Source organism: Pseudonocardia autotrophica (assembly GCF_003945385.1).
GTDB lineage: Bacteria > Actinomycetota > Actinomycetes > Mycobacteriales > Pseudonocardiaceae > Pseudonocardia > Pseudonocardia autotrophica.
On record NZ_AP018920.1, the window covers coordinates 3,479,549 to 3,505,508 of the forward strand.

Annotated in this window: 23 protein-coding genes; 13 read left to right on the top strand and 10 right to left on the bottom strand. The window is 73.8% G+C overall.

Going from position 1 to position 25,960, the window contains the following annotated elements; translation table 11 throughout:
- The first annotated feature begins 10 nt into the window (after positions 1-10).
- From Pdca_RS16400 to Pdca_RS16425, 6 genes are all read left to right on the top strand, one after another.
- Positions 11-517: a L,D-transpeptidase gene (locus Pdca_RS16400; RefSeq protein WP_085912246.1), complete on the top strand. Its 507-nt coding sequence runs from the start codon at positions 11-13 to the stop codon at positions 515-517.
- Between the two features lie 90 nt (positions 518-607).
- Positions 608-1,027, top strand: coding sequence for a DUF2867 domain-containing protein (locus tag Pdca_RS16405; protein WP_085912247.1), 420 nt, complete (start codon positions 608-610; stop codon positions 1,025-1,027).
- Between the two features lie 56 nt (positions 1,028-1,083).
- Positions 1,084-1,425: a BlaI/MecI/CopY family transcriptional regulator gene (locus Pdca_RS16410; protein ID WP_085912347.1), complete on the top strand. Its 342-nt coding sequence runs from the start codon at positions 1,084-1,086 to the stop codon at positions 1,423-1,425.
- Between the two features lie 93 nt (positions 1,426-1,518).
- Complete coding sequence (locus tag Pdca_RS16415) at positions 1,519-2,424, top strand: M56 family metallopeptidase (protein ID WP_085912248.1); 906 nt, start codon at positions 1,519-1,521, stop codon at positions 2,422-2,424.
- 122 nt (positions 2,425-2,546) lie between these two features.
- Positions 2,547-3,857 carry a type I glutamate--ammonia ligase gene (locus Pdca_RS16420; RefSeq protein ID WP_085912249.1) on the top strand — a complete coding sequence of 437 codons (1,311 nt, stop codon included), beginning with the start codon at positions 2,547-2,549 and terminating at the stop codon, positions 3,855-3,857.
- An 8-nt stretch (positions 3,858-3,865) separates the two neighbouring features.
- The gene (locus Pdca_RS16425) at positions 3,866-4,675 is read left to right on the top strand and encodes a DUF6885 family protein (RefSeq protein WP_085912250.1); all 810 of its coding nucleotides are present in this window, start codon (positions 3,866-3,868) and stop codon (positions 4,673-4,675) included.
- A gap of 4 nt (positions 4,676-4,679) precedes the next feature.
- On the opposite strand, the gene Pdca_RS16430 is transcribed toward Pdca_RS16425, so the two are convergent.
- Positions 4,680-5,864, bottom strand: a complete 1,185-nt coding sequence (locus Pdca_RS16430) for an oxygenase MpaB family protein (RefSeq protein WP_158092118.1) — start codon at positions 5,862-5,864, stop codon at positions 4,680-4,682.
- A complete protein-coding gene (locus tag Pdca_RS16435; protein WP_158092119.1) occupies positions 5,861-6,592 on the bottom strand; it encodes a TetR/AcrR family transcriptional regulator in 732 nt (243 codons plus the stop codon). The genes Pdca_RS16430 and Pdca_RS16435 overlap by 4 nt, the downstream gene beginning before the upstream one ends.
- 136 nt (positions 6,593-6,728) lie before the next feature.
- Here Pdca_RS16435 and Pdca_RS16440 point away from each other — a divergent pair, with 136 nt between their 5' ends.
- Entirely contained in the window at positions 6,729-8,126 is a 1,398-nt protein-coding gene (locus Pdca_RS16440; protein ID WP_085912349.1) for an ATP-binding protein, read from the top strand.
- Positions 8,119-10,095 (top strand): vWA domain-containing protein, encoded by a 1,977-nt coding sequence (locus Pdca_RS16445; protein ID WP_085912251.1) that lies wholly within the window; start codon positions 8,119-8,121, stop codon positions 10,093-10,095. The genes Pdca_RS16440 and Pdca_RS16445 overlap by 8 nt, the downstream gene beginning before the upstream one ends.
- Positions 10,096-10,357: 262 nt before the next feature.
- Here the strand turns inward: Pdca_RS16445 and Pdca_RS16450 are convergent, their stop codons facing one another.
- Both Pdca_RS16450 and Pdca_RS16455 read right to left on the bottom strand, forming a co-directional pair.
- Positions 10,358-11,224: an NAD(P)H-binding protein gene (locus Pdca_RS16450; protein WP_085912252.1), complete on the bottom strand. Its 867-nt coding sequence runs from the start codon at positions 11,222-11,224 to the stop codon at positions 10,358-10,360.
- Positions 11,225-11,573: 349 nt separating this feature from the next.
- On the bottom strand, positions 11,574-12,434 hold the full coding sequence (locus Pdca_RS16455) for a LysR family transcriptional regulator (RefSeq protein WP_085912253.1): 861 nt from the start codon (positions 12,432-12,434) through the stop codon (positions 11,574-11,576).
- 94 nt (positions 12,435-12,528) lie between these two features.
- On the opposite strand from Pdca_RS16455, the gene Pdca_RS16460 reads away from it, so the two are divergent.
- From Pdca_RS16460 to mshC, 3 genes are all read left to right on the top strand, one after another.
- Entirely contained in the window at positions 12,529-13,521 is a 993-nt protein-coding gene (locus Pdca_RS16460) for a bile acid:sodium symporter family protein (RefSeq protein ID WP_174824282.1), read from the top strand.
- Positions 13,518-13,703, top strand: a complete 186-nt coding sequence (locus Pdca_RS16465) for a hypothetical protein (RefSeq protein WP_085912254.1) — start codon at positions 13,518-13,520, stop codon at positions 13,701-13,703. The genes Pdca_RS16460 and Pdca_RS16465 overlap by 4 nt, the downstream gene beginning before the upstream one ends.
- Before the next feature lie 104 nt (positions 13,704-13,807).
- Complete coding sequence (mshC, locus tag Pdca_RS16470) at positions 13,808-15,049, top strand: cysteine--1-D-myo-inosityl 2-amino-2-deoxy-alpha-D-glucopyranoside ligase (protein ID WP_085912255.1); 1,242 nt, start codon at positions 13,808-13,810, stop codon at positions 15,047-15,049.
- 45 nt (positions 15,050-15,094) lie between these two features.
- Here the strand turns inward: mshC and Pdca_RS16475 are convergent, their stop codons facing one another.
- The 6 genes from Pdca_RS16475 to Pdca_RS16500 form a co-directional block, all read right to left on the bottom strand.
- Positions 15,095-15,766, bottom strand: a complete 672-nt coding sequence (locus Pdca_RS16475) for a zinc-binding dehydrogenase (RefSeq protein ID WP_085912256.1) — start codon at positions 15,764-15,766, stop codon at positions 15,095-15,097.
- A gap of 76 nt (positions 15,767-15,842) precedes the next feature.
- Positions 15,843-16,484 carry a response regulator transcription factor gene (locus Pdca_RS16480; RefSeq protein WP_085912351.1) on the bottom strand — a complete coding sequence of 214 codons (642 nt, stop codon included), beginning with the start codon at positions 16,482-16,484 and terminating at the stop codon, positions 15,843-15,845.
- Complete coding sequence (locus Pdca_RS16485) at positions 16,453-18,531, bottom strand: sensor histidine kinase (protein WP_125911437.1); 2,079 nt, start codon at positions 18,529-18,531, stop codon at positions 16,453-16,455. The genes Pdca_RS16480 and Pdca_RS16485 overlap by 32 nt, the downstream gene beginning before the upstream one ends.
- A gap of 4 nt (positions 18,532-18,535) precedes the next feature.
- On the bottom strand, positions 18,536-19,249 hold the full coding sequence (locus tag Pdca_RS16490; RefSeq protein ID WP_085912258.1) for a hypothetical protein: 714 nt from the start codon (positions 19,247-19,249) through the stop codon (positions 18,536-18,538).
- 116 nt (positions 19,250-19,365) lie between these two features.
- Positions 19,366-20,490 (bottom strand): MFS transporter, encoded by a 1,125-nt coding sequence (locus Pdca_RS16495; protein ID WP_197720076.1) that lies wholly within the window; start codon positions 20,488-20,490, stop codon positions 19,366-19,368.
- Complete coding sequence (locus Pdca_RS16500; protein ID WP_085912260.1) at positions 20,487-21,377, bottom strand: PAC2 family protein; 891 nt, start codon at positions 21,375-21,377, stop codon at positions 20,487-20,489. The genes Pdca_RS16495 and Pdca_RS16500 overlap by 4 nt, the downstream gene beginning before the upstream one ends.
- A 162-nt stretch (positions 21,378-21,539) precedes the next feature.
- On the opposite strand from Pdca_RS16500, the gene metH reads away from it, so the two are divergent.
- Together metH and Pdca_RS16510 are read left to right on the top strand one after the other, a co-directional pair.
- Positions 21,540-25,172: a methionine synthase gene (metH, locus tag Pdca_RS16505; protein WP_166665956.1), complete on the top strand. Its 3,633-nt coding sequence runs from the start codon at positions 21,540-21,542 to the stop codon at positions 25,170-25,172.
- On the top strand, positions 25,165-25,854 hold the full coding sequence (locus Pdca_RS16510; RefSeq protein ID WP_085912262.1) for an HAD family hydrolase: 690 nt from the start codon (positions 25,165-25,167) through the stop codon (positions 25,852-25,854). Before metH ends, Pdca_RS16510 begins: the two co-directional genes overlap by 8 nt.
- The last annotated feature ends 106 nt before the right edge of the window (positions 25,855-25,960 follow it).

The window sequence follows — 25,960 nt, forward strand, 5'->3', positions numbered from 1 at the left end:
GGTCCGAGGAATGCGACGAGGCGTCCGGCGTGTCGGGTGGACCGGCGCGCGCGCCGCGGTGCTCGCGATGATCGTCCTGGCCGGCGCGGTGATCACCGGCGTCGCCGTCGCCGAGCCGGACCCGCAGACCGAGGCCCGGGCCCAGATCGCGACCGGGCCGCTGGTCGCCGGGACCCCGTGCACGTCGTCCGCCCGGGCCTGCGTGCAACTCTCCACCCGGCAGACCTGGTTGATCGAGAGCGGCCGGATCGCCTTCGGACCGGTGCCGATGCGCCCCGGTGACGCCCAGGACCCGACCCCGCGCGGCACCTTCGGCGTGCAGTGGAAGGCCGAGAAGTGGACCAGCCGCGAGCACCTCACCCAGATGCCGTACTCGGTGTTCTTCGCCGAGGGCGGGGTGGCGTTCCACCAGGGCGCGATGGACACGCCGTCGGCGGGCTGTGTGAAGCTCGACGAGGCGAACGCCCGGCACTACTTCGACACGTTGCAGGTCGGCGACCAGGTGCAGGTGCACTGACGCCGGTTCACCCGGTGCCGGGGGACGTGAGGGCGTCGATCACCGTCCGCAGGTAGGCGGGCGGCGGGGGACCGTCCGGGACCAGGTCGGATCGACGCCGCCGACGCCTACGCGATCCCGGCCCGTCCGGGGCTGCCCGACGACCCCCAGGTCTGGGCGGACGCGCTGTTCCGCGATCCGCCGGCCTGGGTGGTCGGCCTGCTGGGCCTGCGTGAGGCGCTGGTCGGGCTGGTCGGCATCGCCCGCGGTGGCGCGGGGTCGTTCGACACCGTCGGGCGCACCGGCGACGAGGTACTGCTCGGCACCGACGAGCGACACCTGGACTTCCGGGCGTCGGTGTGGTGCCAGGGGGACCGGGTGGTCGTCTCGACCGTCGTCACCCTGCACGGGCTGCGCGGACGGGCCTACTTCGCGCTGGTCCGGTTGCTGCATCCGGTTGTGGTACGGGCGATGCTGGGCCGGGCTGCCTACCGGCTCGCGCTGCGCGAGCGCCTCCCGGCGGGGATGTGACGATCGTTCCGGATCCGTTCTACGTACCGTAGAAAGGCTCGCGTACGATGGACACCGTGACGAGTCTGGGTGAGCTGGAGCGGGCGGTCATGAATGTCCTGTGGGCGGCCGACAGGGACATGACGGCGCGTGAGGTGCAGGATCAGCTCGCGGATCGTGATCTGGCGACCACCACGGTGCTGACCGTGCTGGGGCGGCTGGAGCGCAAACAGCTCGTGCACCGCATCCGGGACGGCCGGGCGCACCACTACCGTCCGGTCGCCAGCCGCGAGGACCACGTGGCGGAGCTGATGAGCGACGCGCTCGACGACGCCTCCGACCGCGGTGCGGCACTCGCGCGCTTCCTCGGTTCGATGTCCGAGGAGGAGCGGTCCCGGCTCAGGGACCTGCTGGACTGAGGACACGGGTGGACCTGCCGGTCCGCGAGTGACCTCGCCGGACAGGGGGGGTCGTTCAGCGGGATCGCGGTCCCTCGGCCACGATGTGACGCGATGGAGCTGACCGCGCTGGGACTCGGGCTGCTCGGCCTGATACTCGCCGAGCCGGTCAGCCGCATGCTCGCACGCGCCCGCTGGCCCGCCCGCGATCCGGTCGGAGCACTGCTGCTGTGGCAGGCGGTCGGGCTCGGCGGCGGCATCTCGCTGTTCGGCGCCGGTCTCGCCTACGGCCTCGCCCCGCTCGGCGACAGCCTCCCGGCCGCGGCGTCGGTGCTGACGGGCGCGATCGCCGCAGGCGACTTCCCGGAGGCACTCGATCCGCTGCACGTCGGTGCCCTGCTGATCGCGCTCGGCGTGCTGGCCCGGCTGCTGTCGGTGCTGGTGATCACGACCGTCCGCACCCTGCGAGCCCGGCGCAGGCACCGCGACCTGCTCGACGTGCTCGCGACACCGTGGCCGTTCGCGTCCGGGACCCGGGTGCTCGATCATCCCGTCCCGGTCGCCTACTGCCTGCCGGGGCGCAGCTCCCGGCTGGTGGTGTCGGCCGGAGTGCTGGACGCGCTGGACACCGCGGGAGTGGTCGCCGTCCTCGCCCACGAGCGGGCCCACCTGCGTGAGCGGCACGACCTGGTGGTGCTCCCGTTCGTCGCCTGGGGTGCCACGGCACCGTTCGTCCGGGGGATGGTGGCCGCCCAGCTCGCCGTGGCCCGGCTGATCGAGATGCGGGCCGACGACGTCGCCCGCCGGCTGTGCGACCCGACGGAGCTGGCCACCGCGCTGAAGGCCGTCGGCGGATCGGCCCCGGCCGCCGCGCTGTCGTCGTTCACCGACGCGCTGGACGCCCGGATCGATCGGATCACCGCGCCACCCACGTCGTTGCCGGTCACCGTGCACTGGCTGGTCCGGGTGGCCGCGGTCGCGCTCGTCGCGCTCCCGCTCTGGGCGCTGCTGTCCCCCTGACGGCGGGGCGCCCGCGGTCGTAGGCTGACCACCATGAACACGGCGGACACTTCGGACACGGCCGGGTTCGAGGCCCGCGCCCGCGCGCTGGCCGATCTCGGCGTGGTCGGGGTGACCATCGGGTGGCCGGACAACAGTGGCCGGACAACAACGGTGTCCTGCGCTCGCGCACGGTGCCGGTCGCGGCGCTGCCCGACGCCGCCGCCCGCGGAGTCGGGGTCACGACGCTGTTCGCGGTGTTCGACACCCGGGACGGGATCGTCTTCGGACCGCCGGGTCTGGAGACGCCCGCCGGCGACGTCCGGCTGGTTCCGGCCGCAGGCCCCGAGGGAGTCGTCCCGCTCGCCGGACGTCCGGGTCTCGCCTGGAGCCCCGGGCGGATCGTCGCCGCCGACGGCGCCCCGTGGCCCTACGACCAGCGCGGCGTCCTGGAACGGCAGGTGGCCGCGGCGGGCGAGGCGGGCTTGTCGGTGCTCGCCGGCTACGAGATCGAGTTCGCGCTCTACCGCGACGGCGACCACGAACCGCCGATCCCGGCCTTCACCGGCCCCGCCTACGGGCCGGACGCGCTGGTGGGGCTGGACGGCTTCGTCACCCGGCTGCTCGCCGACCTGCACGACAACGGCATCCCGATCGGCCAGCTGCACGCCGAGTACGGCCCCGCGCAGCTGGAGCTGAGCATCGGTGCGGCCGACCCGCTGACCGCGGCGGACCGGCAGCTGCTGGCCCGGCAGACGATCCGTGCCGCCGCCCTCGCGCACGGTTTCCGGGCAAGCTTCGCGCCGCTGCCCTCGACCGGCTCCGCGGGCAACGGCTGGCACCTGCACACCTCGGTCGCCCGGGACGGCGTCAACCTGCTCTCCGGCGGTGCCGGGCCGGCCGGGCTGACCGAGGACGGTGCTGCCTGGCTGGCCGGGCTGCTGCGCGACCTCGACGCGGTGGCCGCGGTGACGGCGCCGAGCGTGCCGTCGGTGCACCGGCGCCGGCCCGGCCACTTCGCGGCGGCCTACCGGTTCTGGGGCGTCGAGAACCGGGAGGCGGCGCTGCGGATGGTGCCCGCCACCGGCCTGCTCGGGGCCGGGCACGCGAACGTCGAGCTCAAGACCTCGGACGCATCGGCCAACCCGTACCTGGCACTGGCCGCGGTGATCGGCGCCGGTCTCGCCGGCATCGCCGACCGGCCGGAGCTGCCCGACCCGGTCCAGCAGGATCCGGGTACCTGGAGCGCCGCGGAGCGGTCCGCCCGCGGGGTGACCGCACTGCCCGCGACCCCGGCCGAGCAGGCGGAGGCACTGCACGCGAACCCGCGGATCACCGGGGTGCTGGGCGAGCACGTGACGGCGGCGTTCCGGGCGGTGCGGGCCTCGGACGCCGCGTTCGCCGAGGACGGATCCGTCGAGGACGTGCTGGCCGCGTTCCGGTATCGGTACTGACGGCGACGATGGCGTTCGTCCCCTTCACCGGCGTCGACGCGCTGCTCGCCGAGCACGCCGCAGCCCTGCCCCAGCCCGACCAGCTGTGCGGCCCGTTCGCGGCCCGGCTCGCCGTCGTGGCGCTGACCGGCCGGTCCCGCAGCGCGGAGCCGGTCCCGGACGTCACCGCGTTCGCCCGCGCCGCCGGATCGGCGATCTGGCCGCACGATCTGCCCGGGGCCCGTCCACCGGGGGTGCCGCCGCGCACCGATCTGTGGCCGGGGCTCGACCGGGCCGCCGACGAGCGTTCGGCCGGTACCTCGGCGGCCGGCACCGGCCGGGCCGTCGAGCAGCTGTCCGATGGCACGCTCGCCGCCGTCCCGGTCAGCGGGACATGGACCCCCGACCGGCTCCGCGTGCTGCTCGACGGGCTCACCGGGATGCCGGTGCTGCCGGTGGCGAACGTCGACACCGGCCGGTTCGTCTCCTCGCACGCCCCGTCGGATGCCCTGCAGGGCTACCTCGCGACGGGTGCGGACGGGGCGCTGCCGAGGGCGGACTGGTCGGCCGGGCACTTCGTCGTGCTCTACGGCCGCGAGGACGGCCCCGGCGGGACGCTGCTGGCCCTCGCCGACAGCTACCCGCAGCTCGGCGAGAGCGGCAGGCACCGGCAGCCGCTGCCCCGGGTCGCGACGGCGCTGGCCAGGGAACGCCGCCGCACCGGGGGACTGATGCTGGTGACGGCGGCCGGGCACCGGGAGACCGCCGGCGTCGCCGTCCGGGCGGCCGGCCTGGAGGTCGAGTGGTGGGACAACGGCACCCCGCAGCGCCCGCGGTGACGGTTCAGGCGTGCGTGCCGGAGCGTTCGGGCCGGTAGGTCTGGAACAGCGCCTCGCCGATCCCGTCGGCACCGAGCAGCTCCCGGGTGGCGGCGACGTTGCGCTGCCGCGCGGCGTCGAGCGCACCGGGCCTGCGGCGCAGGCGTCCCCGCCGGGCCCGGAGTAATCGCGCACCCGCACCGACCAGGAGCTCCACCGGCCGGGACCGGCGCAGCCCGAGCTCGTCGGCCACCTGCGGCCCGTGGAAGCGCCTGGCCAGTACCTCCAGCAGCAGCCGGCCGGCCGGGCGCGGGAGCCGCAGCGAGCCGACGAGTAGACCGGCGATGGCGTCGACGGTCGGGCCGGCCAGTGCGCGTGACTGCGGCGCGAGCGGCCCGGTGAGCGCGGTGACCAGCTCGTCGAGCCGGGCGGCGGCGCGATGGCCGGTGATCCCGGCGGTCAGTTCCGGGTCGATGCCCAGCAGCGTGCCCAGCAGCTGCCAGTAGGTGTAGACCTCGGCGATCTCGGCCGGGGTGAGGCCGAAACCGATCGTCTCCTCGGCCCGCATCGAGACCAGTGTGAAGTCCAGCCAGGTCCGGGCGAGGTCGATCTGGTTGATCGGCACGCCGTGCGCGAGCTCGTCGTAGTCGCGGGTGCGGGCGAGCTCGCGCATGTGCGCGTGCAGCATCCGGACCTGCAACGTCATCACGTAACCCGGCCGGCCGGGGTGCAGCGCGCCGGGCAGGGTCGTCGAGAGCACCCAGCGGCCGGTCTCGGTGAGCCGGCGTTCGGCACCGTCCACCAGCCGTCCGGTGGTCCCGAGGAGCACCGCGATCGACGGCGAGCCGTAGGTGCGCAGCAGCGCGCCGGCCGACAGCGAGAGCGTGTGCACCGGCGGTGGCGAGGTGAACAGCGGGCGGGCGCCGGCGTCGACGAGCGCCGGATCGGCAGCCGCGAGCAGCGATTCGGTGGCGGTGAGCAGGGCCGCGACGGCCGGTGGCGGATCGGCCAGCGAGGCCAGCCCGTGCCGGATGCCGTGATCGAGCTGTTCGCGCACGGGGCGGCCACCGGAGCGGATCTCGGCGACGACGGCGTCGGCGAGCGGATCACCGGTTCCCAGTGCGCGCTCGGCCAGGCCGGTCCGGTCGGCGCCGAACCGGGCGGCGATCTGCGAGCGCGGGACGCGCCCGCTGGGCCAGGGTGCGGTCACGGTCGTCCTCCGGTGCGGTGGTCGTGGGTATCGGCGCTGGTGCCGGTTTCGGTGTCTGCGTCGCCGCCGGGCTCGGTCCCGGGGGCGGTGCTGTCGGTACTGCTGCTGCCTGTCGTGCCGTCGGGACTGTCTGGGCTGTCGGTGCCGTCGGTGCTGTCGGGACCGAGCAGGTCGAAGCCGGCGAGCAGCCGGGCCATGTGCGCGCGGATCCGCTCCGGATCCGGCGGTGCCGGATCGAGCGCGCCGAGCGTGGCCAGCCCGGCCACCGCGGAGAACAGCTCGCGGGCCCGCTGCCGATCACCGGTGTAGTCGGCGATCAGGTCGAGGACGGCGGCGTCCGCCCTGCCGGACGGGGCGACCCGGCCCGGATCGCGGGCGGCCCGGATCCGCAGCTCGAGCATCGTCAGGTATGCCTGCCTGCCGGGGCCCAGCAGATCGACCAGATAGGTCGTGCAGGCGCCGAGCAGGGTCAGCTCGCCGGCCCGGCTGCGCCGGGTCAGCTCCGCGAGCCGCCCGGCGGCCCGGTGCTCCAGCTCGTCCACGACCGCGCCGAGCAGCTCGGCGACGGTGCCGAAGTGATACGTGGCGGACGCGGGGGAGACCCCGGCCCGGCTCGCGACCTCGCGCAGGGTGAGCCGGTCGAACCCGCCGGTGGTGACGACGTCGGTTGCGGCGTCGACCAGTGCGCGCCTGGTGTCGGCGCCGCGTTGCCTGCGTCCGTCCGTCACGAGATGCCCTTCCCAACAAACTGTCTGAACAACCAGATAGTAAGTTTGCCGAGCCCGTCCGTGCACGGTGACCCCGGTCACGGCGGCCCGGTCCGGTGGCGCGCTGTACCGCGGAACCGGGCGTAGCGTGGAAACCGTGCCCGTCACACCATCTGACCTTCCCCGCACCGTCGGCGCGCTGCGCGCATCCGGACACGAGCTGCGGGCCGTGAAGCACGAGATCCGCGACAACCTCCTGGCGGCCCTGCGCGAGGGCCGCGATCCCTGGCCCGGCATCGTCGGGTTCGGCGACACCGTCGTCCCGCAGCTGGAGCGGGCCCTGATCGCCGGTCACGACGTCGTCCTGCTGGGCGAGCGCGGCCAGGGCAAGACCCGCCTGCTGCGCGCGATCGGCAACCTGCTCGACGAGTGGACGCCGGTGATCTCCGGCTCCGAGATCGGCGAGCACCCGTACGAGCCGATCACCCCGGCCGCCCTGCGGCAGGCCGCCGAGCTCGGTGACGACCTGCCGGTCGACTGGGTGCACCGCAGTCGGCGCTACACCGAGAAGCTGGCCACCCCGGACACCGCGGTCGCCGACCTGATCGGCGACGTCGACCCGGTCAAGGTCGCCGAGGGCCGCTCGCTCGGTGACCCGGAGACCATCCACTTCGGACTCGTACCGCGCGCCCACCGCGGCATCGTGGCGATCAACGAGCTGCCCGACCTGGCCGAGCGCATCCAGGTCGCGCTGCTCAACGTGATGGAGGAGCGCGACATCCAGGTCCGCGGCTACACGCTGCGGCTGCCGCTGGACGTGCTGCTCGTCGCGAGCGCCAATCCGGAGGACTACACCAACCGCGGGCGGATCATCACCCCGCTCAAGGACCGGTTCGGCGCCGAGGTCCGCACGCACTACCCGCTCGAGCTCGCCCCGGAGATCGACGTGGTCGTCCAGGAGGCATCGCTGTCGGCCGAGGTGCCCCGGCACCTGATCGAGGTCGTCGCCCGCTTCACCCGGCTGCTGCGCGACTCGTCGGCGATCGACCAGAGCTCCGGGGTGTCCGCGCGGTTCGCCGTGGCCGCCGCCGAGACCGTCGCCGCCGCCGCGCTGCGCCGGGCCGCGCTGGTCGGCGAGGAGCGGGCACACGCCCGCCCGGTCGATCTGGAGTCGGTGCCCGCCGTGCTGCGCGGAAAGCTGGAGTTCGCGGCCGGTGAGGAGGGCCGTGAGGACGACGTGCTCGAGCACCTGCTGCGTCGTGCGACCTCGGACACCGCCCGGTTCGCGCTGCGCGGGGTCGATCTCGACGAGCTGGCGGTCGAGGTCTCGACCCGGCCGGTCCGCACCGGCGAGCGGGTCCCGGCCCGCGACGTCGTCGCGGCGTTGCCACAGGTCGGTGCACTCACCGAGATCGCGGCGAAGCTGGGCGCGTCGGGCACCGAGGACCCGGGCCCGATGGCGTCGGCGGCGGAGCTGGCGCTGGAGTACCTGTTCCTGACCCGCAAGCTGGCGAAGGACTCCTCCGACGACGGGGACACGGTGTCCTATGGCTGATCCCCGGAGGGCCCGGCGCCGCTGGGCCTACGGGCCCTACACCGGTGGGCCCGATCCGCTCGCCCCGCCGTACGACATCCGGTCGGCGATGGACGAGATCGGCCGCGACGTCATGGAGGGCTCGTCGCCCCGCCAGGCGCTGCAGGAGCTGATGCGTCGTGGCCTCGACGGTCGTCGCGGGCTCGACGACCTGACCCGCCGGGTCTGGGAACGTCGGCGGGATCTGCAGCGGGACAACCGGATCGACGGCACGTTGCAGGAGGTCCGCGAGCTCCTGCAACGTGCCGTCGACGCCGAGCGCAGTGCGCTGGACAACGAGGACAGCGACGACGCCCGGTTCCGCGAGATGCAGCTCGACGCCCTCCCGAACGACACCGGGGGAGCGGTCCGGGAGCTCGGCGAGTACGACTGGCGCTCCGCCGACGCCCGCGAGGCCTACCAGGAGATCCGTGACCTGCTCGGCCGGGAGATGCTCGATCAGCGCTTCCAGGGCATGAAGCAGGCCATGCAGAACGCCACCCCGCAGGACGTCGAGCGGATCAACGCCATGCTCGATGACCTCAACGGGTTGCTGGAGCAGCACGCCCGCGGTGAGGACACCACCGAGCGGTTCGCCGAGTTCATGAGCCGCCACGGCGAGCACTTCCCGGAGAACCCGCGCAACACCGAGGAGCTGATCGACGCGCTGGCCGCCCGCTCCGCGGCCGCCCAGCGGATGATGAACTCGATGTCGGCCGAGCAGCGGGCCGAGCTCGCGGAGCTGTCCCAGCAGGCGTTCGGGGATCCCCGGCTGGCGCAGTCGCTGTCCCGGCTGGATTCCATGCTGCAGGGCCTGCGGCCGGGCGAGGACTGGTCCGGGGAGGGGAACTTCCGCGGCGAGAACCCGATGGGTATGGGCGAGGCCACCCGCGCGATGGAGGAGCTGGGGAAGCTCGACGCCCTGGCCGAGCAGCTGGCGCAGAGCTATCCCGGCGCACGGATGGAGGACATCGATCTCGACGCACTCACCGAGATGCTCGGCCCGGAGGCCGCCGCGGACGCCCGCACGCTCGCCGAGCTGGAGCGGGAGCTACAGCGTCAGGATCTGTTCCGGCGGGCCGCCGACGGCTCGCTGATGCTCTCGCCCAAGGCGTTGCGCACGCTGGGCCAGTCCGTGCTGCGTGACGTCGCGGACCGGATCTCGGGCCGCCAGGGCGCCCGGGAGACCCGGCGGTCCGGTGCGGCGGGGGAGGCCACCGGTGCGACCCGGCCGTGGGAGTTCGGCGACACCCAGGCCTGGTCGGTGCCGCGGACCCTGCTCAACGCGCAGCTGCGCCGCGCCGGAGGCGCACACCGGCACGGCGGCGACGATCGACGGCTCGACGTGTCCGACGTCGAGATCGTGGAGACCGAGCAGCGCACCCGGGCCGCGGTCGCCCTGCTGGTCGACACCTCGTGGTCGATGGTCGCCGAGGGGCGGTGGGTGCCGATGAAGCGCACCGCGCTGGCCCTGCATCAGCTGATCTCCACCCGGTTCCGGGGCGACGACCTGTCGCTGATCACCTTCGGCAGGCAAGCGCAGACCGTCGACCTGGCTGAGCTGGTCGGGATGGAGGGCGTGTACCGGCAGGGCACCAACCTGCACCACGCCCTGCTGCTCGCCCGCGAGCGACTCGCCCGGCAACCGGACGCCACCCCGGTGGTGCTCGTGGTGACCGACGGCGAGCCGACCGCGCACCTGGAGTCCGACGGCGAGGCGTTCTTCGACTACCCGCCGAGCCCGTACACACTGCGGGCGACCGTCGACGGGCTGGACCGGCTGATCGGGATGGACGCCCGGTTCACGTTCTTCGTCCTGGGCGACGATCCCGGGCTCGCCGCCTTCACCGACCGGCTCGCCCGCCGGGCCGGTGGGCGGGTGGTGCATCCCGACCTGGACGGCCTCGGCGCCGAGGTGGTGTCGGACTACCTCCGCCGACGCTCGGGCTGACCGGGGCTGCGGGACGGCGGCGCGCCGGGCGCCGTCCCGCTGCACCCGTCCCGCTGCACCCGTCCCGCTGCACCCGTCCCGCTGCACCCGTCCCGCTGCACCCGTCCCGCTGCACCCGGTCGCTGCCTAGGATCGCGGCGTTCGGTTGCGGCGCCTGGTCGCGGTGTCGGATCGCAGCGCTCGGTCGCGGCACCTGATCGCGGCTTCCGATCGCACCGTCCGGTCACGGCCTCCGATCGCGGCCTCCGATCGCGGCCTTCGGTCACGGCCTGAGGTGCTCCGCGGCCCAGGACCGCAGCGTGGTCGGCGTCGTGGAGGTCGCGTCCCTGGACTGTTCGGGGACGAACCCGCCGGTGAGGCCGGCGGACATCCCGGCGATCGCGTCCACCTCGGGCGCGCCGAGACCGGCGGCGGCCAGCGCGGCGCGGAAGTCGGCGTCCGGGATGTGCCCGGCCACCACCGGGTGTCCCCGCAGCTCCGTCAGCAGCTCCGCCACCTGCTCGAAGGTCAGGTCCTGCGGCCCGTGGACGGCCTGCACGATCCGGCCGTCCCAGGCGGGGCCGAGCAGCCGGGCCGCGGCGACGTCGCCGATGTCGCGCGGATCCACCCACGGCAGCGGATGGTCGACCGGCCAGGGGGTCTGCAGCGTGCCCGCCGCCATCTCCTCGGCCGAGAGCAGCAGGTTGCTGGTGAAGTAGCCGCAGCGCAGGTGCAGCACCGGCGCCCCGGTCCCGTCGAGCGCCAGCTCGGTGGCGGCGAGGCCGTCGATGTCGCCGGCCCCGGTCCGAAGCTCCGCGCCGACACTGCTCTGGAACACGGTGCCGCGGATCCCGTGCTCGCGCACCGCCTCGGCCACGACGGTGGCGCAGGCGTGGTGCTGCGCCATCGGGTCCGCGCCGAAGGGGGCAGGCGGGTTCACCCAGTACAGCCGGTCGGCGCCCGCGGTCGCCCGCAGCACGGCGTCCCGGTCGGTCTGGTCGGCCGGCACGGCGTCGACGAGCCCGGCGAGGTCCGGTGGCAGCCGCCCCGGGTCCCGTAGCAGGGCCACCGGGCGCACCCCCGCCTGCACCAGCAGCCGGAGCACCCGTGAGCCGACGTTCCCGGTCGGAGTGGTCACCACGATCCGCATGCGGCCACGATGTCATCGTTCGCACGGGTATGCCGCATCCGCACGGGATCGGATCCCGTGCGGATGCGGCGATCCCGTGCGGATGTGCGCGGACGGGGCGATCTCGTGTGGGTGTGGCGCCTCTGTGTGGGCCGCGCGTTGTCGAGTGGGTGCGACGATCCTGCGCAGGCGGGGCGATCCCGTGCGGATGCGTGCAGGCGGGGCGATCTCGCGTGGGTGCGGTGCCCTTGTGTGGGTGGCGCGTTCTCGCTCGGGTGCGGCGATCTCGTGCGGATGGCGCGAGCCCGCGTCGGCACGGCGACACGGCGACACGGCGACACGGCGACACGGCGAATGTGGCGGCGAGCGATCAGGGATCTGAGCGGAGATCGGCGGATCCGGTGCGGATGCTGCGCGCCAGCGCCTGCGCCTGCTCGGTCCGCCGGCGTCCGTGGGCCAGCACCACCTCGACCGGGCCGAGTGCGGGGAGCCCGGCGCGGGCCGGCACCTCGACCAGGCCGTCCGGGACGAGGGTCGCGGCGTGCGCGATCACGCCCAGCCCCGCGAGCGCGGCGGCGCGCAGCCCGGACAGGCTGCCGCTGGTGCAGGCCATCCGCCAGGGCCGACCGATCGCCTCGAGCGCGCCGATCGCGGCGGAGCGGGACAGGCTCGGCGGCGGGTACCCGAGCAGCGGCACCGGATCGCCGGTGCCCAGCCGGAAGCCGGGCGCACCGACCCAGACGAACCGGTCCCGGCGGACCACGGAGCGGCCGTCGTCGGGCCCCGGGAGGCGTTTGGCGACCATCAGGTCGAGCTCGCCGGCCTCCAGCCGCCGTTCCAGGTCGTCGGCCAGCCCGACGGTCAGCTCCAGGTCGACCTGCGGGTGCCGGTGCCGGAAGTCGGCGAGGATCGCGGGCAGCCGGGTCATCACCAGGTCCTCCGACACCCCGAACCGGACCCGGCCGTGCACCCGGGACGCCTGGAAGTGCGCCATCGCCCGCTCGCCGGCGGCCAGGATGGTGGCGGCGAACTTCTCCATCGCCTCACCGTCGGCGGTCAGCGACACCGAGTGCGTGTCACGGTCCAGCAGTGGCCTGCCGACCGCCTCCTCCAGCCGCCGGACGTGCTGGCTGACGGTGGACTGGCCGAGCCCGAGCAGGGCGGCGGCCCGGGTGAAGCTGCGGACCCGCGCGACGGCGGTGAAGGAGCGGAGCAGCACCGGATCCAGCACGGGCGCGATCCTAGCGCGGTCATCGGAGAACGCGATGACAGTCACTGTGCCCAGCAGGTTTCGGAATGATGGGGGACCGCTCAGAATCGATCACATGCGCGTGCGCCCCGATCCCTACCTGGTCCTGCTGCTCGCCACCGTCGGGTTCGCGGCACTCCTGCCGGCCCGCGGCGCGATGGTGCAGGTGGTCGACATCGCGGTGACCGTCGCCATCGCGCTGCTGTTCTTCCTCTACGGCGCCCGGCTGTCGGCGGCCCAGGCGCTCGGCGGGCTCAAGCACTGGCAGCTGCACAGCACCGTCCTAGTGTTCACGTTCGTGCTGTTCCCGCTGATCGGGCTCTCGGTGCTGTTGCTGCCCGAGTGGCTGCTCCCGGCGCCGCTGGCGATCGGCGTGGTCTTCCTCTGCTGCCTGCCCTCGACCGTGCAGTCCTCGATCGCGTTCACCGGGATCGCCCGCGGGAACGTGCCGGGCGCGATCGTCGCGGCCTCGGTGTCGAACGTCCTCGGCGTCTTCCTGACCCCGCTGCTCGCGGCGCTGCTGCTGGCCACCAGCGGCGGGTTCGACCCGTCGTCGTTCGGGGACATCGCGCTGCGCCTGCTGGTGCCGTTCCTCGCCGGGCAGGCGGCCCGTCCGCTGATCGGCAGCTTCGTCACCCGGCACAAGAAGCAGCTCACCCTGCTCGACCGGGGCGCGATCCTGCTGGTCGTCTACGCCGCGTTCAGCGAGGGCATGGTCGCCGGGATCTGGGAGCAGATCACCCCGCTCTCGCTGGGCGTGCTGTTCGGGATCTGCGTGCTGCTGCTGGGGATCGTGCTGGGGGCGACGGTGGCCGCCGGGCGGCTGCTCGGGTTCGACGCCGCCGACCGGATCACGATCGCCTTCTGCGGTTCGAAGAAGTCCCTCGCGAGCGGCCTGCCGATCGCCGGGGTGCTGTTCGGCGGCCCGGCCGCGGCACTGATCGTCGTCCCGCTGATGGTGTTCCACCAGCTCCAGCTGATCGTCTGCGCGATGATCGCGAACCGGCTCGGGCGCAGCCGGGCGCACCTCGACGACGACGCACCCGCCGGGGCACCATCACGGGCGTGAGCCCAGCGACGCCGTCCTGCCGGATCTGCGGCACCGCCCGGCCGGGGGAGGCCGGGGCCGCGGCCGTGGCCGGATGGGTGTCCGACCGGGACGGGCGGGGGCGTGAGGGGTGGCTCTGCCCGGCCTGCGCCCGCCGGCACGTCCGCGACATCGAGTCGAAGCTCGACGCCGAATGGTGGTGATCCGGGCGCCCGGACGGTGAGATGATCAGCCGTCCGGAATCCGTGGACCGCCCCGCGCGTTCGGGAGCGTGAGTGCACCCGAGCAGCTAGGTAGGTTTGACCGTATGGACACCTGGGCCCCGACCGACGTCCCGGCACTGGATGGCAGCGGTCCCCCGTTGCGGCTGCACGACACCGCGACCGGCCGGATCCGGCCGACCGCGCCCGGTGCGGTCGCCACGATGTACGTCTGCGGGATCACCCCGTACGACGCGACCCACCTCGGCCACGCCGCCACCTACCTGGCGTTCGACCTGGTCAACCGGCTGTGGCGGGATCTCGGGCACGAGGTGCACTACGTCCAGAACGTCACCGACATCGACGAGCCGCTGCTCGAGCGGGCCGAGCGCGACCAGGACGACTGGGTCGTGCTGGCGCTGCGCGAGACGGCGCTGTTCCGCGAGGACATGGAGGCGCTGCGGGTGATCCCGCCGCGCCAGTTCGTCGGCGCGGTCGAGGCCATCCCGGAGATCGCCGAGCTGGTCGCGAAGCTGGTCGCCTCGGGTGCGGCCTACCGGATCGACGACCCGGAGTACCCGGACGTCTACCACGACGTCTCGTCGACCGGCCGTTTCGGCTACGAGTCGAACTACGACCAGGAGACGATGCTGCGCTTCTCCCGGGAGCGCGGCGGCGACCCGGACCGCCCGGGCAAGCGCAACCCGCTCGATCCGCTGCTGTGGCGGATGGAGCGCCCTGGCGAGCCGGCGTGGGAGTCCACCGACCTGGGCCGTGGCCGCCCCGGATGGCACGTCGAGTGTGCGGCGATCGGGCTCAACCGGCTCGGCCCGCAGATCGACCTGAACGGTGGTGGTTCGGACCTGATCTTCCCGCACCACGAGTGCGGTGCCCTGCACGCCGAGTCCCTCAGCGGTGAGCACCCGTTCGCCCGGCACTACACGCACACCGGCATGATCGGGTTGGACGGCGAGAAGATGTCGAAGTCCAAGGGGAACCTGGTCTTCGTGTCCAAGCTGCGCAACTCCGGGGTGGACCCGAACGTCATCCGGGTCGCGCTGCTCGGCGGGCACTACCGCACCGACCGGTCCTGGACCGACGAGGTGCACGCGGTGGGGGACAAGCGGATCGCCCGCTGGCGGGAGGCCGTGGCGCTCGACGCCGGGCCGGATGCCACGGAGCTGGTGTCGGCGCTGCGCACCCGGCTCGCCGACGACCTGGACACCCCCGGCGCGCTCGCCGCGGTCGACGCCTGGGCCGACGAGGCGCTCACCCGCCGGGGCACCGACCCGCAGGCACCCGGGACGGTCCGCACCGCGCTGGACGCACTCCTGGGCGTCCGCCTCTGAGCGCAGGCCTGCTCGATCACCGTGGCGGTGCGCGGGCGCGCACCGTCACGGCGATCTCGTGACGGTGATCCTGCGTGCCCGCGGCTCGCACGGCCCGAGATCCGGTGCGGGCCCCAGCGCGGTGCCGTAGGAGTCGTAGCGGCCGCCCTCGGCGACCAGCCAGGCGGCGGCTCGGCCGATCGTGCCCCCGGCGCCGTCGAACACGACCGCCGGGCCGCGCGGGAGCAGCGCGTGCACCTGCGCCACCCAGTCCCGGTGCCCGTGGTCGACGACCTGTGCCGCCCCGAGCTCGCGCGCCAGCCGCGTCGCCTGCTCCCCGCGCGCCGCACCGACGACCCGCGCGCCGGCGTCGGCGAGCAGCCGGACGAGCAGCGCGCCCGGCCCGTCGGCGGCGGGCAGCACCAGGACGTCCTCGCCGCGGCGGACCGGGGTCCGCTCCAGTGCCGCGAGCGCGGTCCCGGCGTCGTCGAACAGCACCGCGGCGCGCGCGGCGTCGATCCCGTCGGGCAGGGCGACGACCGTGCTCGCCGTGACGACGATCCGCGCGTCCGGCCGGCCGCGGCCCGTCCGGGTCACGACGGTCCGTCCGCGCAGCTCCGGGTCGACGCCGGGGCCGAGCGCGGTGACGGTCCCGGCCAGGGTGTGGCCGGTCCCCGGCCCGGGGCGCTGCGCCCCGACGTCCACCAGCAGCTCACCCCGGCCCGGTTCGGTGTTCATCGCCCGCTCCTCCCACGATCCGGGTCCGAGCGTGCTCCCTGAACCCCGCTTCAGGTCCAGTGGACGGTGGTGCGCCTCACGGGCCGAGCCCGGCCGCCCGGGCCCGATCGGCGGCCTCGGCCCGGTCGGCCACCCCGAGCTTCGCGAGCACCGCCGACACCAGGTTGCGGACGGTCTTCTCGCTCAACCCCAGCCGGCTCGCGATCCGCGGATTGGTCAGGCCCGCCGCCAGTCCGGCCAGCACCTCCCGCTCCCGTGCGCTGAGCTGCGGAAACGGTGGCGGCGCCGCGGCGGCCGGAGCCAGCAGCGCGGGGAGCCGGCCGGCCACGGACGGGCCGAGGATGGCTTCGCCGCCGGCGACGGTGCGCACCGCCCGCAGGATCTCCGCCCGCGCCGCGCCCTTCAGCAGGTAACCGCGGGCACCGGCGCGCAGCGCGGCGAGCACCGAGTCGTCGTCGCCGGACATGCTCAGCACCAGGACACGGGCGTGCGGGCTGGCGGTGACGATCCGCTCGGTGGCGGTGATCCCGCCCATCCCTGGCATCGTGAGATCGAGCAGCACGACGTCCGGGTGGTGCGCGACGACCGCGGCGAGCGCCTCCTCGCCGGTCGCGGCCTCGCCGCAGACCTCGACGTCGTCGGCCGTGCCGAGCAGGGTCCGCAGCCCGGCCCGGAAGGGCGCGTGGTCATCGACGATCAGTGTCCGGATCCGGTCCATCGGCACCTCCCGCTCCGGTACCGGGGCCGGCCGGCAGCACGGCGTGCACCCGGGTCCCGCCCCCGGCGGCCCGATCGACCGTAGCGCCACCACCCAGCTCCGCGGCCCGCTCGACCATCGAGGGCAACCCGACCCCGGAGCCCGGCCCGTCCGGCGGGCCGATCCCGTCGTCGGTGACGGTGACGTGCAGGTCGTCCCCGCACATCCGCAGCGCCACCCGCACCCGGGACGCCCTGGCGTGCCGGTCGGCGTTGGCGACGGCCTCGGTGACGATCCGCAGCGCCGCCACCTCGGCGGCGGCGGGCAGCTGCGGCAGCGGAGCGGGCAGATCGAGGACGGCCTCGGGAACTCCGCGCGGCCTGCCCTGCAGCTGGGCCCGGATCGTCCCGGCGAGCCCGAGGGTGTCCAGCGCGGGCGGACGCAGGCCGTCGACGAGCCGCCGGACGTCGTCGAGCGCGGTCCTGGCCTGCACGGCGATCTCGGCGAGCTCGTCCGGCCCGCCACCGGTCTCCCGGGCCGCGTCGGCCCGCATGACCAGACCGGCGAGCGTCGGGCCGAGGCCGTCGTGCAGGTCGCGCCGCATCCGCCTGCGCTCCTCCTCGCGGGCCCGCACCAGATGCTCCCGGGACCGTTGCAGGTCCTCGGCGAGCAACCGGGCCCGGCCGGTCGCCCGCACCGCGCGCACGGTGCTCGCGATCGGGCCGGACAGGTCGCGCAGCAACCTGCGGTCGCGCGCGGACAGGGTCCGCTCACCGGGCCGCGGGCCCAGCACCAGCCGTCCGACGTGCTCGGCACCCGCGGTCAGCTCGACGATCTCCGCGGTGCCCGCCGCCGGATCCTGACCGGCACCGGCTCCCGCGCCGAGATCGGGGTCCCCGTCGACCTCGATCCGTACCGAGGACAGCTGCAGCGCGTCCCGCACGGTGCGGGCGATCGCGGGCAGCGACGACGGATCGGCGACCGCCTCCAGCCGGTGCCCGAGACCGGCGAGCACCGCGTAGGGGTCGCCGCGTTCCCCGTAGAGGAACCGGTCCACCCGCCGCTGCAGGCGGGAGCGCAGCGGTGCGAACAGCACCGCCGCCACCGCGACCCCGACCAGCGCCGCCGGCAGGTCCCCGCGGGTCCCGAGCAGTGGTTCCAGCAGCCGACCGCCGATCGTGACGGCGGCGAGGTAGCTGCCGACGACGGCGGCGGACAGCGTCACCAGTACGACCGTCCGCCCGATCACCAGCTCGATGTCGAGCAGCCGGTGCCGGGCCACCGCGATCCCGATGGACACCGGGACGAGCAGCGCCGCCGTCGAGCCGAGCACCTCCCAGAACGGCGCCGACGACGGCCACGGTCCCGGCTCGTCGTCGGTCAGTCCGGCGACGAGCCGGGCGAGCACGACCAGTGCGGCCATCCCGAGCGCCCAGACCGGCCAGGCGAGCCTGCGGCGGTCGGTGCTGCCCGGTGCGGCCCGGCGGAACCGCACGCCGAGCTGCACCACGCCGACGACCAGCAGCAGCCCGCAGACCAGGGTGAACAGCGTCGCGACCGGATCGACGAGCCCGGCCAGCGCCGGGACGCCGAGCGGATTGGGCCTGCTGCCGATGCCGAGCTGGGTATCCGGGCCGGGGCGCACCGCGGACAGCACCGCGGTGATCCCGGCGAGTCCGGTGATCCCGGCCAGCACGATCCGGCCGCGGCGGGGGAGCACCCCGTCCGGGAACAGCAGCGGAACCAGCGCCAGCATCAGGTTCGCGGGCACCCACAGCCAGGACTGGGGCCACCCGAGCGCGGATGCGGCGACCGACCCCTCCGGCAGGCGCAGCGCCAGCCGGCCGGCGGCCTCGGGCAGCGCGAAGCAGGCCGAGGACCCGAGCAGCAGCAGGCCGACCCGGTGCCCGGACCGGTGCTCCAGCACCAGCCCGCCGGTCACCGCGCAGGCCGCGACGAACGGCAGCACCCACAGCTGGGTGAGCGGCTCGCCGGCGTCCACGGCGAGCGCCGCGGCGACCGCGCACAGCAGGAGCACGATCGCCGCGACGCCGGAACGGGAGGTCACCGGGTCAGTCTGCCGCCGCACGCGCCCCGGCGAGGACAGTCCGTTGCCTGGCGAGCAGCGGCCCGGCCACGATCAGCCACAGCGCACCCGGGAGCAGCGCGATGTACTGCACCGGGGTCACCTGGGTGGCGAGCAGCAGCACGGCCGCGACCGCGCTGGTCAGGGCGAGCCCGCGGCCCGCGGAGCGGCGCGCGAACCCGGCCCGGGCGACGGCGGCGGCGCTGAGACCGAGACCGCCCCACAACCACGGCAGCGCCCCGTAGTGGACCACCATCGAGCCGACGGTGTCCGGATCGGCGATCGCGCCGGTGCCGACCGACCACCAGAGCTCGGTGTCCAGCCCGGCACCGAGGAACACCGCGACGGCGGTCAGCAGCACCCCGGCCGCCGCCACCGCCGGCACCAGGCCGCCCGGAGGTTCGCGCAGCGCCAGATGCCGGTAGAGGCCGGCGGCGAAGACCACGAGCAGGGTGACGACCAGCGCGCAGAGCGCCTGGTGCGCCCAGACGAGCGTGGCGTGCTCGGCCACCGAGGCGGCCATCCGGTCGTTGTCGCCGGCGTCCCAGGCGTCCTGGGTGTAGATGCCCGCGGTGCCGAACAGGCCGATCAGACCGGCCAACCCGGCGCCGGCGCCGCACCAGGCCCAGCCGGAGCCGGGCGGGCCGGCGGCGAGCCGGGTGGGGGCGGTGCGGGGCAGCGGTGGCGGTACGGCGTGCACGGCGGGTTCCTTCCGGACGGGTGTCGGTCGGGACCCACCGTGTCCCCGCCGGTGTCCCGGGCATCAGGGTCGGTTCGTCCCGACCCCCCGGGACGTGATCGGGCCGTACCGGTCGGTCAGGGCCGGTGCCGGTCCAGCGCGAGGACGGCCGGCACCGCGGAGGCCAGCACCCCGGCGGGCACCAGGAAGGCGGCCAGCGGGTCCGCGTGATAGAGCGGGGTGATCACCATCGGTGACGCGGCCGTCCCGCCGAACCGCCCCGCCTGCACCACCGACACCGCCCCGCCGCTGTTCGTGCCGCCGGCGCCCAGCGCGAGAGTGTTCACCCCGACCAGCACGAACTGGCCGCACACCCCGGCCAGCGCCCAGCAGGCGACGACCACGCCCAGCACCGGGACCGTCCCCATCCCGGCGACCAGCAGCGCCCCACCGACGGCGCCGAGTGCCACGCAGCGGCGCGGCCCGATCCGGTCGATCGCGCCGCCGACCGCACGCGCGGACAGCATCCCGGCGACACCGAGCGCGGTCAGTACCAGCCCACGGGCGCCGGAGCCGAGCCCGAAGGTCTCCTCCAGGCGCAGCGCGAGCAGGAAGTTCAGCCCGGCCAGCAGGCCCCAGCCCAGTCCGGCGGCCAGTCCGAGCCGCAGGATCGGACCGGTCCACGCCGAACGCAGCCGCGGTCGTGGCCGCGTCGTGGACGTCCCCGGAGCGGCCCCTCCCGGGATCCCGGCCGATCCGAGCAGCAGCGCCACCGCGGCGGCCGCGCCGAACGCCAGCCGCCAGTCGATCTCGGCGGCCAGACCGCCGACCAGCGGTGCGAACGTCTGACCCGCGGCCTGCAGCGAGCCGAACCAGCCGAGTGCCCTGCCGAGCCGCTCGGGCTCCACCGATCCGGCCAGTGCGGCCAGCAGCAGCGGTGTGGTGAAGGCGTTCGCGACCCCCTGCAACGCCCGGGCGGCCAGGAACAGCGTCCAGGACGCCGCGAGCACGCAGGCCAGCGACGCCACGACGTAGACCGCGTACCCGGCGACCACGGTGCGGGATCTGCCCCACCGCTCGCCGAGTGTCCCGGAGACGAGCATCACGGCGGCGAACGGCAGCAGGTAGACGGTGATGGAGGCCGACGCCGCCGCCGTCGGGACGCCGAAGTCGGCGGCCAGTTCCGGCAGGATCGCCGCGGTCAGGCCGCCACCGAACGGGCCGAGGAAGGCGCCGGCGAACAGCGCGAACCGGCGGATCAGGAGTTCGGGCCGCGGCGGCGCAGGTAGCGCTCGAAGTCGGCGGCGATCGCGTCGCCGGAGGTCTCCCGCATCTCGGTCCGCGCCTCCTCCTCGTCCGACTCGTTGGCCTGCTCCTCGAGCTGGCGGACGTACTCACGGACCTCGTCGTCGGCATCGGCCATCTCGGAGACGGTCCGCTCCCACTCCTCGGCCTTCTCCGGGAGCGACCCGAGCGGCACCTCGACGTCGAGCGCCTCCTCGATCCGGTGCAGCAGCGCCACCGCGGCCTTCGGCACCTGGGCCTGGGACACGTAGTGCGGGACCTCGGCCCAGTACGACACGGCTGGGATCCCGGCCTGCACGCAGGCCTGCTGGAACACCGCGACGATGCCGGTCGGCCCCTCGTAGTTCGACGGCTCGGTGCCCATGTCCTTGAGCGACTCCGCGTCCCACGAGGTCCCGTTCACCGGGGTGGGACGGGTGTGCGGAACCTCGGTGAGCAACGCGCCCAGTGTGATGACCTTCGTCACTCCCAGGCGTTCGGCCTGACCGATCAGTTCGGCACAGAAGGAGCGCCAGCGCAGATTCGGCTCGATCCCGTTGACCAGTACGACGTGTCGTCCGGTGCCGGGCAGCGTCGCCCAGGACAGCCGGGTGGTCTGCCACTCGATCCGCCGGGTCACCCCGTCGGCGAGCTTCACGTGCGGCCGCGTGACCTGGAAGTCGTAATACTCCTCGGGATCGATCGAGGTCAACGGCTCGGCATCCCAGCTGAGCTCCAGGTGCTCCAGAGCGGTGCTCGCGGCCTCCCCGGCGTCGTTCCAGCCCTCGAACGCGGCGATGAGGACCGGCTCGACCAGGTCGGGGGTCTCTCCGCCACCCGTGGCGCTCGGCTCTCGGTCGGTCATCGGGCCAGCCTACGACCCCGAGCGCTCGGAACCGGGGTGAGACCCGGCCTGCGGGTAGCCTGACCCATCGTGTCATCTACGGCGGGAGCGGATCACTCGGTGAGCAACTCTGCGGGCGGCGAGAACACGACGACTCGACCGGACCCTGCCCGGGTCCAACAGGTGGAGCGGAAGACCCAACAGCTCAGGGAACTCCTGGGCCGGCGGATCGGGGTGATCGACGGTGCCTGGGGCACCGTCATCCAGGGGTTGGGCCTGTCCCACGAGGACTATGCGGCGGACTTCCTCGAGGGGCACCCGAAGGACACCAACGGGGACCCGGACCTGCTGAACCTGACCCGTCCGGACGTCATCCTCGACGTGCACCGGCGGTACTTCGAGTCCGGCGCGGACCTGACCACGACCAACACCTTCACCGCGACGACGATCGGCCAGGCCGACTACGCGCTGGAGGACTACGCCGGCCGGATGAACACCGAGGCCGCGCGGCTGGCCCGGCAGGCCGCCGACGAGGCCGAGGAGGCCACCGGCGAGCCGAAGTGGGTGGCCGGGTCGATCGGCCCGCTCAACGTCACGTTGTCGCTGTCGCCGAAGGTGGAGGACCCGGCCTACCGCGCCGTCACCTACCAGCAGGTCTACGACTCCTACGCCGCGCAGATCGCGGCGCTCGACGCGGGCGGCGTCGACATCCTGCTGATCGAGACCATCTTCGACACGCTGAACTCCAAGGTGGCGCTGCAGGCCGCGCACGACGTCGCGCCGCATCTGCCGGTGTGGATCTCGGTGACGATCGTCGACCGCTCGGGGCGGACGTTGTCCGGGCAGACCGTCGACGCGTTCTGGACCTCGGTGCGGCACGCCCAGCCACTGGTCGTCGGCCTGAACTGCGCGCTGGGCGCGGACGAGATGCGCCCGCACGCCGCGGCGCTGTCCGAGATCGCCGACACCTTCATCGCGACCTACCCGAACGCCGGCCTGCCGAACGCCTTCGGCGGCTACGACGAGACCCCCGAGCAGACCGCGGCGCTGCTCCAGGAGTTCGGCGAGTCCGGCCTGGTGAACATCGTCGGCGGTTGCTGCGGCACCGGGCACGACCACATCCGGGCGATCGCCGACGCGGTCAAGGACCTCCCCCCGCGGGTTCCGGTCGAGCCGCCGAGCCGTACCCGGTTCTCCGGCCTGGAGCGCTTCGAGATCAGCCAGGACACCGGCTTCGTGATGATCGGTGAGCGGACCAACGTCACCGGCTCCAAGCGGTTCCGCAGGCTGATCGAGTCCAAGGACTACAACGGCGCCCTCGACGTGGCGCTGGACATGGTCCGCGGCGGCGCGAACATCCTCGACGTCAACATGGACGCCGATCTCCTCGAGTCCGACCAGGAGATGACGACCTTCCTGAACCTGCTGGCCACCGAGCCCGAGGTCGCCCGGCTGCCGATCATGATCGACAGCTCCCGCTGGTCGGTGATCGAGGCCGGGCTGCGGTGCGTGCAGGGCAAGGGCATCGTCAACTCGATCAGCCTCAAGGAGGGCGAGGAGCCCTTCCTGGAGCAGGCCCGCAAGGTCAAGGCCTACGGCGCGGGCGTCGTGGTGATGGCGTTCGACGAGACCGGCCAGGCCGACACCGCCGACCGCAAGGTCGAGATCTGCGGCCGCGCCTACGACCTGCTCGTCGAGCAGGCGGGCATCGACCCGCACGACATCATCTTCGACCCGAACATCCTCGCCGTCGCCACCGGCATGGAGGAGCACAACGACTACGCGAAGAACTTCATCGAGGCCTGCCCCCGGATCAAGGAGCGCTGCCCGGGCGCGCACATCTCCGGTGGTGTCTCGAACCTGTCGTTCGCCTTCCGTGGCAACAACGTGGTGCGCGAGGCGATGGACTCGGCGTTCCTGTTCCACGCCATCAAGGCCGGCCTGGACATGGGCATCGTCAACGCCGGCCAGCTCGCGGTCTACCAGGACATCCCGGCCGACCTGCTGGAGATGTGCGAGGACATCCTGTTCAACCGCCGGCCGGACGCCACCGACCGGCTGGTCGAGGCCGCGGAGCGGTTCAAGGGTGAGGGCACCCAGCGCAAGGTCGACCTGTCCTGGCGGGAGAACGACGTCCGCGCCCGGCTCTCGCACGCGCTGGTGCACGGGATCGTCGACTTCGTCGAAGAGGACACCGAGGAGGCGCGGCAGCAGGCGGACAAGCCGCTGCACGTCATCGAGGGTCCGCTGATGGACGGCATGAAGGTCGTCGGTGACCTGTTCGGCGACGGCAAGATGTTCCTGCCCCAGGTCGTGAAGTCCGCGCGCGTGATGAAGCGGGCGGTCGCCTATCTCGAGCCCTACATGGAGCAGGAGAAGGAGGAGGCCAAGGCCCGCGGCGAGATCGACGAGCGCGGCAACGGCAAGGTCGTCATGGCCACGGTCAAGGGCGACGTGCACGACATCGGCAAGAACATCGTCGGCGTCGTGCTGGGCTGCAACAGCTACGACGTCATCGACCTCGGCGTGATGGTGCCCGCCCAGACGATCCTGGACACCGCGGTCGCCGAGAACGCCGACGTCATCGGGCTGTCCGGGCTGATCACACCGTCGCTGGACGAGATGGTCGGCGTGGCCCAGGAGATGGACCGGCGCGGGCTGAAGCTCCCGCTGCTGATCGGCGGCGCGACGACGTCCCGCCAGCACACCGCGGTCAAGATCGCCCCCATGTACGAGGGCAACGTGCTGCACGTGCTGGACGCCTCCCGGGTCGTCGGTGTCGTCTCCGACCTGCTCGACGACGACCGGGCCGAGGCACTGGCCAAGCGCAACGCGGAGGACCAGGTCCGGCTCCGCGAGCAGCACGCCGGCCGTGAGGCGAAGCCGGTGCTGTCGTTCGCCGACGCCGTCGCCAACCGCGAGACCGTCGCGTTCGACGAGCTTCCGGTGCCGGAGTTCACCGGTGTGCGCGACCTGACCCCGCCGATCGCCGAGCTGCGCCGCTACATCGACTGGCAGTTCCTGTTCCTGGCCTGGGAGCTGAAGGGCAAGTTCCCGCAGATCCTGAACTCGCCGGTGGCCAAGGAGCTCTACGACGACGCCAACGCGATGCTCGACCAGATCATCGCCGACGACCGGTTCACCGCGCGGGGTGTGTACGGCTTCTGGCCGGCGCACTCGGACGGCGAGGACATCGTGATCAGCCCGGACTCGGGCGACCTGCGGCTGCCGATGCTGCGTCAGCAGACGAAGAAGCCGGAGGGCCGCGCCAACCGCAGCCTCGCCGACTACGTCGCCCCCTCCGGCGACCATCTCGGTGCGTTCGCGGTGTCCATCCACGGCGCCGAGGAGATGGCCGCCGAGTTCGAGGAGCAGCTCGACGACTACAAGGCGATCATGGTGAAGGCGCTGGCCGACCGGCTGGCCGAGGCGTTCGCCGAGTTCGCTCACCTGCAGGCCCGCCGGGAGTGGTTCGAGCCCGGATCCGACCAGCCGCTCGACGAGCTGCTCGCGGAGAAGTTCCGCGGCATCCGGCCCGCCTTCGGCTATCCGGCCTGCCCGGACCACACCCTCAAGCGCCCGCTGTTCGACCTGCTGGGCGCCGAGGGCATCGGGATGGCACTGACCGAGTCGTTCGCGATGACCCCGGCGGCCGCGGTCAGCGGGATGATGTTCCAGAACCCGCAGTCGCGCTACTTCACGGTGGGCCGGATCGGTCCGGACCAGGTCGCGGACTACGCGGAGCGGCTCGGGACCGAGGTCGCCGAGGTCGAGCGGTGGCTGCGGCCGAACCTGGGATACACCCCCGATGCGTGAGCTCAGGGGCGTACTGCTCGACATGGACGGCACGCTGATCGACTCGGAGAAGGTGTGGGAGGTCGCGCTCAACGACCTCATGAAGCACCTCGGGTCCGTTCCGCTGCCGGTCGAGGCCAGGCTGGAGTCGGTCGGCGGTTCGCTGGACTCGTCGCTGCGGATCTGCTTCCGGGAGGCCGGACGGGACCCGGCCACGGTGCCCGCCGACGAGTACCGCGAGACCGGGGAGTGGCTCTACTCCCGGGCCGGTGAGCTGTTCGCGCACGGCGTGCCGTGGCGTCCCGGGGCCCGGGAGCTGCTGGTGGCGCTGCGTGCCGAGGGCATCCCGGCCGCGCTGGTCACCAACACGATCCGGGTGTTGGTGACGCGTGCGCTGGACACCCTCGGGGCGGAGCACTTCGCCGCGATCGTCCCCGGCGACGAGGTGTCGGAGCCCAAGCCGGGCCCGGAGCCCTACCTGCGCGGTGCGGAGCTGCTCGGACTGGACCCGGCGGACTGCGTCGCCGTCGAGGACTCGCCGACCGGCGCACGCTCGGCCGAGCGTGCGGGCTGTGCGGTGCTGGTGGTGCCGTGCGAGCTGGAGGTGCCGGCGGGGGAGCGGCGGGTGCAGCGCAGCACCCTGAGCGGGGTGACGCCGGCCGATCTGGACGGCATCCTCCGCGAGGTCCGCGCCCGGGCCTGAGCGTGGCCGCCGCGCGGACCGGGCCCGTTCGCGCGGCGGTGGCCGCTGCGCCGAGCCAGCGTGCGCCGCTCGCGAGCGGTTGCCTCCCGTCGGCGAACGGCCCATC

Coding starts and splice junctions, on each gene's coding strand:
- Pdca_RS16415 (WP_085912248.1), top strand. CDS start 1,519: ATGGAGCTGACCGCGCTGGGACTCGGGCTGCTCGGCCTGATACTCGCC.
- Pdca_RS16425 (WP_085912250.1), top strand. CDS start 3,866: ATGGCGTTCGTCCCCTTCACCGGCGTCGACGCGCTGCTCGCCGAGCAC.
- Pdca_RS16400 (WP_085912246.1), top strand. CDS start 11: ATGCGACGAGGCGTCCGGCGTGTCGGGTGGACCGGCGCGCGCGCCGCG.
- Pdca_RS16510 (WP_085912262.1), top strand. CDS start 25,165: ATGCGTGAGCTCAGGGGCGTACTGCTCGACATGGACGGCACGCTGATC.
- Pdca_RS16480 (WP_085912351.1), bottom strand. CDS start 16,484: ATGGACCGGATCCGGACACTGATCGTCGATGACCACGCGCCCTTCCGG.
- Pdca_RS16450 (WP_085912252.1), bottom strand. CDS start 11,224: ATGCGGATCGTGGTGACCACTCCGACCGGGAACGTCGGCTCACGGGTG.
- mshC (WP_085912255.1), top strand. CDS start 13,808: ATGGACACCTGGGCCCCGACCGACGTCCCGGCACTGGATGGCAGCGGT.
- Pdca_RS16500 (WP_085912260.1), bottom strand. CDS start 21,377: ATGACCGACCGAGAGCCGAGCGCCACGGGTGGCGGAGAGACCCCCGAC.
- Pdca_RS16445 (WP_085912251.1), top strand. CDS start 8,119: ATGGCTGATCCCCGGAGGGCCCGGCGCCGCTGGGCCTACGGGCCCTAC.
- Pdca_RS16460 (WP_174824282.1), top strand. CDS start 12,529: ATGCGCGTGCGCCCCGATCCCTACCTGGTCCTGCTGCTCGCCACCGTC.
- Pdca_RS16475 (WP_085912256.1), bottom strand. CDS start 15,766: ATGAACACCGAACCGGGCCGGGGTGAGCTGCTGGTGGACGTCGGGGCG.